General features: G+C 35.9%; 15 protein-coding genes. 1 reads left to right on the top strand and 14 read right to left on the bottom strand.

Going from position 1 to position 13,953, the window contains the following annotated elements; translation table 11 throughout:
- Positions 1–128: 128 nt before the first annotated feature.
- Together MWU84_RS21145 and MWU84_RS21140 are read right to left on the bottom strand one after the other, a co-directional pair.
- A complete protein-coding gene (locus MWU84_RS21145) occupies positions 129–950 on the bottom strand; it encodes a carbonic anhydrase family protein (RefSeq protein WP_246905447.1) in 822 nt (273 codons plus the stop codon).
- A 163-nt stretch (positions 951–1,113) separates the two neighbouring features.
- On the bottom strand, positions 1,114–1,683 hold the full coding sequence (locus tag MWU84_RS21140) for a class I SAM-dependent methyltransferase (protein WP_246905445.1): 570 nt from the start codon (positions 1,681–1,683) through the stop codon (positions 1,114–1,116).
- Positions 1,684–2,040: 357 nt separating this feature from the next.
- On the opposite strand from MWU84_RS21140, the gene MWU84_RS21135 reads away from it, so the two are divergent.
- On the top strand, positions 2,041–2,517 hold the full coding sequence (locus tag MWU84_RS21135) for a DNA starvation/stationary phase protection protein (protein ID WP_246905442.1): 477 nt from the start codon (positions 2,041–2,043) through the stop codon (positions 2,515–2,517).
- Between the two features lie 507 nt (positions 2,518–3,024).
- Here the strand turns inward: MWU84_RS21135 and MWU84_RS21130 are convergent.
- The 12 genes from MWU84_RS21130 to MWU84_RS21075 form a co-directional block, all read right to left on the bottom strand.
- The gene (locus tag MWU84_RS21130; protein WP_246905440.1) at positions 3,025–3,987 is read right to left on the bottom strand and encodes an alpha/beta hydrolase; all 963 of its coding nucleotides are present in this window, start codon (positions 3,985–3,987) and stop codon (positions 3,025–3,027) included.
- A 144-nt stretch (positions 3,988–4,131) separates the two neighbouring features.
- Positions 4,132–4,314, bottom strand: coding sequence for a WYL domain-containing protein (locus tag MWU84_RS24450; protein WP_348647885.1), 183 nt, complete (start codon positions 4,312–4,314; stop codon positions 4,132–4,134).
- 125 nt (positions 4,315–4,439) lie between these two features.
- A complete protein-coding gene (locus tag MWU84_RS21125) occupies positions 4,440–4,610 on the bottom strand; it encodes a hypothetical protein (protein ID WP_246905437.1) in 171 nt (56 codons plus the stop codon).
- Between the two features lie 292 nt (positions 4,611–4,902).
- Positions 4,903–5,433, bottom strand: a complete 531-nt coding sequence (locus tag MWU84_RS21115; RefSeq protein ID WP_246905434.1) for an NAD(P)H-dependent oxidoreductase — start codon at positions 5,431–5,433, stop codon at positions 4,903–4,905.
- 2 nt (positions 5,434–5,435) lie between these two features.
- Positions 5,436–5,891, bottom strand: a complete 456-nt coding sequence (locus MWU84_RS21110; RefSeq protein WP_246905431.1) for a DoxX family protein — start codon at positions 5,889–5,891, stop codon at positions 5,436–5,438.
- Positions 5,892–5,912: 21 nt separating this feature from the next.
- The gene (locus MWU84_RS21105; protein ID WP_246905428.1) at positions 5,913–6,557 is read right to left on the bottom strand and encodes a hypothetical protein; all 645 of its coding nucleotides are present in this window, start codon (positions 6,555–6,557) and stop codon (positions 5,913–5,915) included.
- A gap of 53 nt (positions 6,558–6,610) precedes the next feature.
- Positions 6,611–7,204, bottom strand: coding sequence for a Crp/Fnr family transcriptional regulator (locus MWU84_RS21100; protein WP_246905426.1), 594 nt, complete (start codon positions 7,202–7,204; stop codon positions 6,611–6,613).
- A 247-nt stretch (positions 7,205–7,451) separates the two neighbouring features.
- Complete coding sequence (gene map, locus MWU84_RS21095) at positions 7,452–8,216, bottom strand: type I methionyl aminopeptidase (protein WP_246905423.1); 765 nt, start codon at positions 8,214–8,216, stop codon at positions 7,452–7,454.
- A gap of 549 nt (positions 8,217–8,765) precedes the next feature.
- Positions 8,766–10,088, bottom strand: coding sequence for an alpha/beta hydrolase (locus MWU84_RS21090; RefSeq protein WP_246905420.1), 1,323 nt, complete (start codon positions 10,086–10,088; stop codon positions 8,766–8,768).
- Positions 10,089–10,777: 689 nt separating this feature from the next.
- A complete protein-coding gene (locus MWU84_RS21085) occupies positions 10,778–11,347 on the bottom strand; it encodes a Crp/Fnr family transcriptional regulator (RefSeq protein ID WP_246905417.1) in 570 nt (189 codons plus the stop codon).
- A gap of 295 nt (positions 11,348–11,642) precedes the next feature.
- Entirely contained in the window at positions 11,643–12,266 is a 624-nt protein-coding gene (locus MWU84_RS21080; protein ID WP_246905416.1) for an FISUMP domain-containing protein, read from the bottom strand.
- Between the two features lie 447 nt (positions 12,267–12,713).
- Complete coding sequence (locus MWU84_RS21075) at positions 12,714–13,661, bottom strand: NAD(P)-dependent alcohol dehydrogenase (protein ID WP_246905414.1); 948 nt, start codon at positions 13,659–13,661, stop codon at positions 12,714–12,716.
- Positions 13,662–13,953 lie beyond the last annotated feature (292 nt).

Genomic DNA, 13,953 nt, shown 5'->3' with positions numbered 1-13,953 from the left:
TACTTTCGGTTTGGTACTTTGCCAAAATGTAAATTTAGCAGACTTTTTTAATAGCTACTAACTTTAGGTTTTGAACTCGACCCTCATTATTTTTAAAATTTGTTGTCACGCGTATCGTAACGCTAGTTCTAACTGCTACTATATTGTTTTACAATTCTTCCATTGATGGATTGTTCATTTCTATAATTGTTAATTGGTAATAATTTTTGTAATTCTTTCACCTGACCCACAGATATTGTTATGGGCGTTTTATAAATAAACCAAGCTACGTTTTGGGTGCAAGGAGGTGTCGTTAAAGAACCGCTGTACGTGTAATAGTCCTTGCTTTTAGGTAAACTTAGATTAAGATCAAACTTACTGTTTATTAGTTTTGTCTCTCCGTTTTTAACAGGAAGATATTTTTCTAAAAAAGTAAAGGGTTCACTACTTACACCTTCTTTTGCCAGTACAGCCAAAACAGCAATTTTATTATCTTTATTGATGTGGACTAAATGCATCTCCAATGGATATCGAATTCCATTTATTGTATGTTCTGAAGCTTCATGAAAGTGAATTTGTCTTAATTCGTACTTTTCATTATTCAAGAGGATAAAATCTCCTTTTTCAAAATTGTACTGAATTGTATGCCCGTTATTGGTTACTTCGTGAATTTTTACATTTCTTGAATAGTGAGTATCTAGTGGTTTTAATAAATTATCATCTTGTACATCTATATCAATAATATTGATAGGGGATTGTCGTTTTCCATCACATTCGGATTCTTTTTCAATTTCGATCCAATGCTCCGGGCCTGTCTCGCCTTCGTAAGTCCAATGTTTCTTTTCCTTTTGATGGACTAACGTATGGTTTTCTATATTTACACCATGGTCTAAGGGCTTGTTTTCTTGTTTGTTCTTACAAGAAAATATTATGGGCATAAGTAAAATTGAAAAGAGTATTCTATTTTTCATTTTATTATTTATTTAGTATTCATAATAGATGACAACGTTGAGCGTGTGTTTTCGTTTGGGATTGCGAGCTTTAAACCTATCAGACCGCTACCTAATTTAAAGGGGTGAAACCATTCCAAAATCTCTTAAACCCTTGTGGTTTATCCACACGCTTCAGGTGTCGTTATTTTTTCTTTCCTATTAAAAGCAGTGAGTCTCCGTCTTCAAATTCATTATATTCTTCAAGAAGCAAAATTTCAAAATAATCCTCAAACAAATTTCTTAAACTTTCAGCCGTCTGGTAATTAACAAGTAACCCTTTAAATATTTCACTTCCCTCGCCTTTCCAAAACGAATGGCAAATTATCCCACCTGAATTTAAGATATCAATTTGCCTAAGAATGGATTTACTTAAATCTTCGTCCGTTAAATGTTGTAGAACCTTATTTGAATATATTCCGTCAAATTTCTTGTCGGTTTCTATTGTTATTGCATCTAAATTAAAAAAATCATCCTTTATATTATTACTTCTTAATCGATTCAAAAATTCTGTTGAATAATCCGACCCCACAACGTTGTAGTTCCTCTTTAATAGTCGGAAATCAGTTCCAGGTCCAGAACCAATTTCGAGCAACGACGAATTTGATGGCAAGTAATTATTTAATTTTTCAATTAATTGTCCTCCATTAACATCTTTGGCTAATTTGATATATTCTTCAACAGATGCTTCAGTCTTGTAATAATTTGAGTTCATTTCTTTTAAATTTTATGTTCTCACGTTCTGGTCAAAACACCGTAACAATTGTATCTGGTTATTGGGGACTATATTTATTATATGGGACTAATTTAGTAAATCTTTTTCGTTGGCCTGGTTGTAAATTAAAGGCTGTGTTATGTTAGAATGGCCTAAATCCCTACAGTAGTTTGTCATAGTTTATATCCGATTTATTTGGGGAGTTTAGAAATTAAAATAATGACAAACCTACCTTGGGTCAATTATCGAAACTTGTCAATATTGGAATAAGAATAATCTATTGTATGTGTAACATAAGTTGCTGTTCACTAGGGTCTTGATCATTAATTTTACCTAATAAATTTAAATAATAATATTATGGATACTTTAGAATTAAGAGTTGGATTGAACCAAGATTACAAAATAGATGCTACTAAAAAACTTAACATCCTTTTAGCGGATTTTCAAATTTATTATATGAATTTAAGAGGGTTACATTGGAATGTTAAAGGGCGAAATTTTTTCCTTTTGCACGAAAAATTTGAGGAGCTTTACAATGATACCAATGATGTAATTGATGATATTGCAGAACGCATTTTATCTTTGGGATTAAAACCATTTCATACATTCGAGGATTATTCAGAAAACAAAACTATTCGAACTATTAAAAATATCTCGGATGGAGATGTTGGTATTAGTTTAATATTGGACAATTTAAATGAATTATTAATTCAAGAACGGGATATTTTGGAATTGGCTTCTGAAAATAATGATGAAGGTTCTGCTTCTTTGATGAGCGATTTGATTTCAGGTCAAGAAAAATTAATTTGGATGTTGACCTCTTATTTAAGTTAAATTTCACTCGATAATCGAGATTAAAACCTGCCTGCCGCAGGCAGGTGCTCTGACGCCAACCCGCCCGTTCCTGTCAGACGGGCTTGCCCTGTGGTAATTGATAAATATAATACAAGAAAAAGCAAAAGTCGTGTGAGACTTTTGCTTTTCTATTTTATAATAATTCCAATGGATAGATAAAATGGGGCCGATATTTTAGCTAGTCCACAATCGGTCCGGTATAAGAGCAGTATCGGATTTTTTGCCCTTGCTTTTCGGATTGTAATATGCTTAATGAAAAGAATATGGGTAGGAGTGTGAGCTAAAACTGCTCGTGCCTATATAAATTGTTGTAAGCCATTTTTTCATCTAAAGATATTTGGTCTTATTACTTTGGTAGCCAATTGTGCTATTTCTGCAATTCTCATCTTTCTTGTTTCAACTCATTTAGCAAGTACAATCCAATGCAGCGTTCCTTTTTTATTTGATTTTGACCGGCCCTCAAAAAATATCATTGAACATTCATTTTTAGGCATTCTGTTGCTCCAACCATTTTAGAATTGCTTGGTTTGTTTCTCCCGGCATTTCTTGCTGTATCCAATGGCCGCAATCTAGACTGATCACTTCCACATTAGGCACAAACTCCTGTAATCTTTCAGACTTAGGAATCATATCCCGTTCTCCATAGATCATTAGTGCTGGCTGTTTAATGATAGGGTTCACGTCCGCCAATAAGCGCCAATTGCGGTCAAGATTTCTGTACCAATTTATACTCCCTGTGAATCCTGATGCTTCGAAGGAGGAGACGAAAACGGCCAGTTCGCTTTCGCTCATTATAGGTTCACCGAGTGGCTTTTTGGCTCTTGCAAGATTAATCATCAACATACCTGGCTCAGGTGGTGCAGGAGGTACATTCTTGCGGAACAAATTGCGAATAAACTGAGATGTGTTTTCATCCAATATGGCGTCTGCCACTCCTGGTTTTCTATTGAAGTGGACAAAATAGAAATCTCCGCCAAATATTTCTTCCATGAACTCGATCCATGGTCTTTCTCCACGCTCTTGATAAGGCAAAGCCAAGTTTATCAGTTTTTTCACCCGTTGCGGATGCAATTGTGCTAGACTCCAAACAACATTTGCACCCCAATCATGGCCTACAAATATAGCATCTTCGTATCCGTAGTGATCCAGAAGTGCTGCGAGATCTCCGGTCAAGTGTTCAATGTCATAATCGGTTACTTCGGTCGGACAGGATGAGTTGCCGTAACATCTCTGATTCGGGATGATGACATGGTAACCAGATTCTACAAGAGCTGGTACCTGATGGCGCCACGAATACGCGTGCTCTGGAAAGCCGTGACAGAGTACAATAGGTTTTCCTACATTGTGTTGACCTGCTTCAAAGACTTCAAGTTCCACACCGTTGACTGAAATTAGCGCGGGCTTGGAAAAATTGATTGGATTAAATCTTGTATTGATGACGTTTGCCATTTTGTTTGTTTTAATGATTAATGGATACAAATAAACACTTGACAAGTGACAACCCTATGTCAAGAGTAAAAAGTTAATTTTGATATTTATCAAAAAATTCCTGTAAGGACTTTTTGTGAGGTTTAGAATTTTCCAATAGAATTTTCATTTTTTGAATTTATCCAATTGAAAAAATCGAAACTCTTTACGCAAATGACACCATTCAATCAAGAACCAATTTTCCCCACTCACTAGTGCAAATGGTCCTATCAATATATTTGTAGCAGTTTCTTCCCTATCAATATCTTGTATCTTGACGAGCCTGTAATTGGTTAGTGCATTTTGCAAATCTAACAAATTACTACTATTTCTTTCTTGATTTATGACTTGGTTATATTGAGTTCTATTTGCAAGTAAATTTGCCTTGTCCTTGGCGGAAAATCTTAGAATTGATTTAATTTATCAATTACTTTCTAATAATCTTTTGCAAATGAGGCATCCTTGTTGTTCAATACTAATTGTCCTGCTAGTATTAAGGCATTTGCGTGTTTTTCGGAGAACATTACAAGTGGAACCTTATATCCATCCATTAAGGTATAGCCCTTTCCTTCTTCTGTGAGTACGGGGACACCGGATTGTTCCAAGGCTTTAATATTCCTGTATATGGTTCTTTTACTAACGTCAAATTTACTCGATAATCGAGATTAAAATGCTCCGACGCTTGCCTGCCAGTTCCATTCAGGCGGGCCTGCCCGATACGTTCAGGCGGGCGTCAAAATCTAAAATAAGGGTTCTTTCAATGCTTCGCGGGCCTGCCTATGTAGGTTAGGCAGGCTTGCCCCGAGGTAGTTTACTCTATTTATACATATTATTTATGGTAGCTTGTGGACAGCCAAAAAGCTGCTTATGATTAAAATAGGTAAGACTAGCATCACTTTAAATTGCTTCTTTAAATGAATTAACTTTTTTAATTAATACATCTTCTAATTTTGGATTGGTAATTTTTGATTCTGAAAAATTATCGTAAAAAGAAGGCAATGAAAAAGTATCTGTGATGCTGGCTCCCATAAAAGGAAAATATGATTTAGCTGATTGTAATACACTTGTGCCACCTCTACCTCCTGGTGAGGTTGCCATTAACAGCATAGGCTTTTCTCTCCATATTTTCATATTTACCCGAGATAACCAGTCTATAGTATTTTTGAATACCGCTGCATAGGACCCGTTATGTTCTGCTAGAGATACTATAAATCCATCTGCAGTAGCAAATAACTCGTCCAGTCTTTTAACCGCCCTCGGAATACCATTTTCAGCTTCAAAATCAACACCATAAATAGGCAATACATAATCGTTCAGGTCAACTGAAATAATGTCTACGTGTTCTAATAAACTATTGGTATAGGTTAAAAAAGTTTTGTTTAAGGATTTTTGACTATTGCTCCCTGCTATTGTTATTATTTTTTTCATGATTATTGTTTTTTAGAGATTAGATTGTCTATTGACCATTTTCCACCACCATTAACTACTATGGTTAAGGCTAGACCGATAATTAAAAGAGAATATTCGTAACCTTCACCTGCTTGATTTCCGAACCAATTCATAAAAAAGCCATGTTCTAATTGTGTTGTATAAATAATACCCAAGAACATTCCTGCAAGTGATAATGCCCAAAACCTGCTGATAAACCCTAGAATTAATGAAATTGAGCCAAAAAACTCAATCATTATTATTGAAAATGCTATAATACCGGGTAAGCCCATTTGAGTCGTAAAGAAGTCTATTGTTGCGGAATAGCCATGGCCTCCAAAAAGACCTAATAATTTTTGAGCCCCATGAGGAAATATTACCAAACCAAGTGTTGATCGTGCAATGCTAAATCCAATATTTGGATGAGTTGTTAAAATTTTTTTTACTGAATTTTTCATAATGTTTAAGATTTAAAATGTTTATAAAGTTTTTCGGTAATAAAGGCCGAAAGATGATTTTTTTATTGGGTTTGGCCCGTACTGGTCAAAGTCTACACCAATACCAAATTGGTGTCCGTTGATTGATACTCCTGCACGCAATTGCTGAAAACTTCTTGAATGGGTCTTAAACTCGTCCCAGACAGTTAAAAACTGGCCATTTAACCAAAGAGAAACTTTATCATTTATCGGTGCGTTTAACTGAAACTGTGCAAACGCTTCGGCATAGCCAGCATCCTTTTGCTCAGAATGTGCCACCGTAGGAATAAGTACAAATAATACCTGTGATTTTTTTAGTGTGAACTTTGCGGACAAACGTTCCGAATAACCAGCAAAACTGTTGTAATATAAAGATGGACCAATTGCAATATGCTTATTGATATTCCAGAATAGCGTTGGCTGTACTCCGATCTCATCAAAGACTTGGTTTTCCTCATCTTTAAATTTTTGAAAGAAAGCCAGTGTATTAATGCTCAGGGTCTGGCTCTTATTAATGGTATAACTGGAGTATAATGTGAAGTCAGTTTTATCAAAACCAGAAAACAGTTCTAACTGAGTAAATTGTGCCTGCAAGTTGCTTGCAAACCCTATTGTTAAAAACGATGTAATGATTATTATTTTTTTCATGCTTCAAAATTCCGACAGGAACACATGAAAAAAAATGAACTAGTTTAAGACTTTTACATTCTATTGACTTTTGAAATAATTTTACTCATAAATTCTGGTGTAATACCAATGTAGCCTGCTAAGTCTTTTTGGGTAATTCTATTGACAATTTTTGGATATTTCTTTTTGAACTCGATATATCTTTCCTCTGCGGTTAAGGAAATGCCGTGATTGGATCGTCTTATGTAACTTACTAGCGACCTTTGATATAGTATACGGTAAAACCTTTCAAATTTTGGTATTTCTTGAAAAAGTAAATCATAATTAGCTCTAGAGAGGCCCAATAGTTCTGAATCCTCGGTGGCTTTAATAAAATAACGTGATGGTTCTTTGTCCATAAAACTCGCCATGTCTCCCGTCCAATAATCCTCAACCGCAAACATAGAGATATGAGGTGCACCCTCTTCATCCAGAGTATATACTTTTAAGCAGCCTTTAGTAATAAAATACTCATATCTAGTAATTTCACCTGCTTGCATTAAAAATGCTTTCTTTTTAACTTCTATCTCTGTAAGTAAGGAGATGTATTTTTGCTTTTCTAATTCGGTTAAATCAATAAACCTCCCTATATTATCCAGTATTAGAGTATGTGATTCTTTGTAGTTCAATTCAGGCTTGGTTTGAATGTTATTTTACTCACTAAGTGTGATTTTAACCTGCCTACCGCAGGCAAATACTACGACGATTGCCTGCCCGTATCCGTTGCGGCGGGCCTGCCCATAACGTCCAGGTGGGCGTCGAAATGTTATTGGAAGTTTCCTTCCGAAGCCTCAAGGACTTGCCCTGAGGCAATTGATGTAAGTTCTTATTCGTAGATTTAATTTGAGTTAGTTTTCCTTCTTTGTAACCACTTATTTAATTCCAAATTTCATTGGATGCTGTTAAAATGACTGGATATTTATCAGTTACTAGTATGGTATGTTCGTGTTGTGTTACATATCCACCTTTGTTTCCGACTAAGGTCCAACCATCATTCAATTCTACAGCAACAGTTGATTTTGTTGAAATAAAAGTTTCTACTGCTATTGTTGTATTTTTCTTAAATCTTTCTCTGTTACTTCTGACCCTGTAATTTAAAATATTTTCAGGTTCTTCGTGTAAACTTCTACCAACTCCGTGACCCGCCAAATTTTTAATCACTTTAAAGCCGGATTTTTTAGCTTCTGTTTCTATTAAATAGCCGATTTCAGAAATTTTCACCCCGCCTTTGATATTACTTATTGCCTTTTGTAAAATATTTTTAGAAGCATCAACAAGAGGTTGGTGATTATAAATGTCTTTTCCCAGCACAAAAGAACCTCCATTATCAGACCAAAAACCATTTAGTTCGGCAGAGACATCAATGTTTATTAAATCGCCTTCTTTTAATATTTTTTTCTCCGATGGTATTCCGTGAGCCGCTTCATTATTTACGCTTATACAAGAATAACCAGGGAACCCATAAGTTTCGTAAGGTGCCGAACTAGCACCATAACTCTTTAAAATATCGGCTCCATATTCATCTAATTCTTTAGTAGACATTCCAACTTTAGCGTATTCTCTCATTAATTTTAGTGTAGTTCCAACAACTTCACTAATTTTTTTCATTCCAATTAAATCTGATTCTTTTGTTATTGACATATCTTTTTTTTATTGGCTATAACGGTCTCGCACTGCGACAAGTGACAGGATTTATGGATGCGGCTCTTTGTCGGGTTAATGATTTTGTTCAATATGGAAACTAATTTAGGAATTTTCTATTAAACCCGCCATTTTCTACTAAGTGAGATTAAAACTTGCCTGCCCGTTCGGTTATGGCGGGCCTGCCCCGAGGTAGTTTAGTGTGAAGGGAACTCAAGGAAGGTTGCTTGGACGGCATCCACATACCCGGGGAGGACCGGGAACAGCTGCGGTTCCCCCGCAGTCGCAACGATCTGGTAAAGGATTATAGTCGGATCAAGAGCAATATCACGATGTAGTGCCGGTGACGTTCCAATTTTCGGATCGATCACACATAGGAAAGGCCACAAAAGGAGTAGGGCTACAATACAATAGCTGATTTTTCAATTAAAATCCCATTATTACCATTTTGTGCGGTATTCCTTTTTTCTAGTGATTGACCATAATAGGATAAGGATAACCCAATAATTAAGACTATAAATAATTGTTTCATATTCTTGCACTTAGGTTTTATTTGTTTTGAATTTCATTTAACCAATCGCTTACAGCAGGAAGATAGTCAGATGATAGAATTTGAAAATAGGGAAACTCGGCGTTTAAATATGTCATAGAATGTGTGGTGTTTTCTAAAGCGACTATCCGATAATTTGTTGATTTTGACTTGGCAATTTCCTTTTCAATGGTTTTGTAGCTGTCGAGTGGAATCACTTCATCAGCTAATCCTTGAATCACTAAGACCGGCTGTGTAATTTTCTCAAAATATGGAAGTCCATTAAAGTTTAGTTTGTAATCTTTTGGAATATCACGTTCAGGTATCCAAACGTATTCTAGCCAATTCTCACTACTATTTTCATTTTTTAGTGCCTCTAATTTTTCATAAGAAATATTTCTAGCGAGATAATCATACCCAGCTTTTTGAACTTTTAAAGCCTGTACAATATTATCTCTGCCAATATTGTTGTAGTTTATATTTTTCCAATAGTTTAAATCACTTTCCAAAAGGGTGCCATCGGGACAGCTGATTGAAATTCCAAAACCCAATTCAGGCATTTTTGATAGGATGTATGGAATTTTAATGCCTCCCTGACTACTTCCTTTTATCCCAATATCTGATAATGGAAGGGATGAAATTTTTGAGAAAAATTTTATCGCATTCATGTCATCAGAACATAGCTCTTCGATTGTTGCGGTCTGCCAATCGCCTTTAGATTTTCCGGTTCCTCGTTTGTCGTAATTAAAAACTGTATAACCTAAACTGGCAAAATAATAAGCTTCTGCATTGGTTCCGTTTCGGTCATTTCCCTGTGAAGAGGTAGCAAAAAGTAGCCCCTTCTGTACGGATACCATAGGTTTCCACAAAGTGCCATTAAGCTTAAGTCCATTTGATTCAAATGTAAAATCTTCCTTTTCAATTTTATCTTGATGACTTGGCTCTGTTTTATTGAGTTTTGTTTCAAAAGAATTTAATAGTTGTTCCGTTTCATTGGAATAGATTTTCAGGTTTCCCTTAAATTTTTTGTCTTGCTTGACGAATTGATACTCATAAGTATAATAATCGCTGACAACATAAAACTTCAAAGTATCGTTTTTTAAAATAGTCTGTTGACATGGAATTTCATAGGCATTCATATCGATACTTGTAAAGAACGCATTTGTTTGGTTCTCACTTTCTACCAATTTTACCTGGTAATCGATAGTTGGTTTGTCGTATTGAATAGTTCCTGACCAGGTTTGAGCAATTAATTCTCCGAAAGAAAACAGTATCAATAGCTTTCCAACGAGATTAGCTAGATTTAGATTACGGAAGGCATTACCTGTTTTTTGAGTCTTCAATTTAGTGGATTATAGCGATTGGTTAAACTGCGTTTTAATGCAGTTTGGATTTTATTGGAGTTTGTTCATTATTCTTTTCTTTAATTATAAATATCAACCATTTAATAGCGTAGATCAATAGGGCTAACCAGGCGATTGAAGTTAGTGTACTTTTTAAAACAGTAAAAGAACTTGATAAAAGTACAAACGATTTAGAGATCTCTATTGATTTTGAAATCATTAGAATGATACATATGTTCTCTGAGTAATCAAAAATCATCGCTAAAAATGGTATAATCACCATTAAAGTTCCCAATTTACTGTGAATATTAACAAAACGAAATAAAAGACTGCTAAGGAAAAGGGCCAATAGAAATGGATAAAATAGATCTAACAACGTTAATTGGGGAAATAGGTAAAGTTGGGTAGTTTGAGGATTTAAGTTGTTGACAATTGTTTCCGCTATAGGTACCGAATAGCCAAAAGTTTGCAAGTCAAAGGCTTTGGTTCCAATTTGATTATTGATTACCGGAAAAGTAAACACCATCATGGATAGTAAAATGAAATGGCTTGCAAGGAATAGTATACATACGTTCTTTACTGAAGAGGTCTTTTGAAGTAAGGATGTGAAAATCGACATAATTTTTTGTTTTTATTGGAGATCAAAGGTTGTCAATTTAATATGTGATTCCATTAACAAATGTTAATGATTAAGATTGTGTTCTTAACCGGCTCAAAGAAATGGATGTGATACCTAAATATGATGCTATGTCGGCATGCGGTACCCAGTTTTCGATATTTGGGTAATTCTTTCTCAATAGGAGTAATCGATCTTTTCCTCTCAGTGATGCTAAAGCTATTTCCTTTTGGACCTTAGCCATTAGCTCATTTCTCAATACGGCATTTCCAAAATCACGAATTTCCAAATCTTCAATCATTAATTTTTCGAACTTTTCAGCATCAATAGTTGCTATTACTCCATCGGTTAATGCCTGTATATTAATAACGGACCTGCCCTGATTATTTCTCGTTGTACTGGGTGATATGATAGATTGGGACATGAAAAAAGAAATCGTAACACTTTCCCCTTCAGGCGTGTTTAGAAAACTTTTGCAGATTCCTTCAATCATAAAATATTCCAGATTATTCATTCGTCCAACTGAAGTAATTAATTCTCCCTTTTTGAAATTACTATATTCAACTAGCTTGTTTATTTTTCCTAATGATTTATCAGAAATAGAAGTTACACCATTAATAATCGTTTTAATCTTATCGTTCATTTCCATATTATTATAAACTCAAGGGCTTCGGCTATGCCTAGTGCTCTAATTCGAAGCTAAAAGTTTCGAGTCGTGTGCGTTTCCTAGTGAGTTTTTTTTAGGTTATTTTCTATCACTAATATACACAATTGCGAACGTAGCACTAGGATATAGCCTTGGTTTAAGAACAAACACCTCTTTTACCTATAGCCCTTGGTGGCAACTGGACTTTTTTCACTTCAACCTTATTGATACTCTTGTGATTAAATCTTTGTCGTTATTTAACTCAGTTAATTCAAAGTCCTGCTTTACAAAGTCAATCCCGAACGCAACGAACCGAGAGTCCACCAAGAAAATCGCCATCGAAACGAAATACTTTGGTTTTAATAGACATGTCGGGACCACCATAACTAATGTCCCATGACCAGGCTTTACCCACTTCACCGGTGGGTGTGGACGACCACCAGAAACCGAAAAAACCCAGGACGTCATAACCATTATTTCTGCGAATACCTGCCGGAAGCGCGTTAAAACCGCTGCTATTAGTGCCATTTCCTTCTTCGTTCCAACCGTTGACGCTTTTTAGGGCCTCGCCGGCCTTATCAGCTCCACCAAATTGAGTCACCAGCATAGACCATTCGTTATCCGTTGACAAATGCCAATCCCTAGGGCAGGCATTTATGGCCGCTTCCCAGGTGTAAAGTAAGCCTAGCACTTTTCTATTGTTCTCATTGTCATCATAAGCGTAGCTGTCCTGCATTTTATAGTTCAGGTTTTGAGCCATCCAGGTAAATGTGGTACCTGTCAAAGTGTTTTTAAAGCTGATAGTTTTATAAGTTTGGCCATCGCGCGAGACAGTGAAGGTGCCTGTAGATTGGGTAATTCCCGCCTGTGCAATAAACAAGGTGGCAAGTATGGTAAAGTTGAGCTTTTTTCTCATAGTTAGTTCGGCATAAGTTTTATGGGTGAAGCTGTTTCCTATTGAAGTTGGATTATTTCATCAAGTTCATCTGCATCCTTTTGTTGAAATTATATAATTTTTTTCATAAAAAGAACCGATTTGTTTCAAGAAGGTTTTATTCTCTTTTTTTTGATAACCATTTTTCAACATTGTTTTAGTTTCAGCGAATAAGAAGCAGGGTTAAAGAGGAAAGCTCATGTGGGTCTGTTGGAATACTACAAACCTTAAGTTTTGTTATAGAGCCGCTGTATACCTGCGAGTGCCGTTCAGGCGAGCGAAACCCGTGCGTACGGTGGTGTACCCATGAACTTTACTTAAATAATTCGGAATTCGTGAATGCTTTGGCATTTGAGAGGCGCAGTCCGTTCCTAAATAGGGGCGGACCCGTCTAATCGATTGTAGTTAGTTTTTCTTCTTGTTAGATCACTACTCCCATGATATAGCAACCTTTCCCCTTGTTCTCATTGATTCTATATATTCAATTGCCTCTGGAATTTTGGAATAAGAGTATGTTGTTTCTATATGTGGTTTAACCTTACCTTCCTTAATAAGATTTGCAAGGATCGTTAGATCTTCATTGTTCGCTTCAGCAGTGAATTGGGAAAGGGGGTACTTGCTAAATACCTTTTTGATCAATACAGACATCATATGTCCCATTGTGGTAAATCCAACCACAACACCCCGCTTTCCAAGTCGTTTAAAATCAGCAAAATTCAGGTTGCCATTCGTATCTAAAACCAGATCAAATTCTCCATTGTAATCGTGTATGTTCTCCTGATCATATGCAATAACCTTGTCAGCACCAATGGATTTTACAAATTCAATATTTCTACTTGAGCAAACAGCTGTGACATGAGCCCCATATGCTTTTGCAATTTGTACTGAAAAATGACCAACTCCTCCTGATGAACCATTAATCAGGACCGATTCTCCTTTTTTCAATTTTCCATGAGTTAATAATGCCTGTAATGCTGTTAATCCAGCGATGGGTACACATGCCATTTCACTATATGTTGCCCCTTCTGGCATCAGCCCACAAACACTTTCAGCCGCACACGTATATTCTGCAAAAGCTCCTCCTTTTAGAGTTTCTCCATATACCTGATCACCAACTTTGAACTTTGAAACACCTTGTCCAACTTCTTCCACAATTCCAGCAAAGTCAGCACCAAGTTTTTTGTCTTTTGGTTTAAACAATCCGAAAGAGAGTCTTGCGAATAACGGCCTTCCTCTTAGAATATGCCAGTCAGCAGGGTTCACAGAATTTGCTTTGATCTTAATAAGTAAAAGGCCTTCATTCAAGGTTGGTTTTTCAACTTCTTCTAAGCTGAGAACTTCAGGTCCTCCGTATATATGTTTTGTATATGCCTTCATAATTCGCTGTTAATGTTTCTATATTTTTTGGCTTGTTTACCTAATTGACTACGACGGTCTTGTGTATGGTTAGTTGCGTGGTTTAGCAACTAATTTAACAAACTAATCCAGATAGAAAATTCCAGCGGAATTTTCGTAAGTAGGCTCGCACTGGCAACCCGCCAGACCAGCTTGTCGGGCTGGTTAATCTTATACGGTGTGCCTGTTGCACAAGTTATGAAAAATTAATATTGGCTTAATATTAAAAAGAGGTCGATTTCGTAACTTAATGTATGCAAGGAAAAAAAGTCTA

It is taken from the genome of Arenibacter sp. F20364 (genome assembly GCF_023015905.1).
In the GTDB taxonomy this organism is placed as follows: domain Bacteria; phylum Bacteroidota; class Bacteroidia; order Flavobacteriales; family Flavobacteriaceae; genus Arenibacter.
This window is presented reverse-complemented; position numbering and strand designations above follow the sequence as displayed.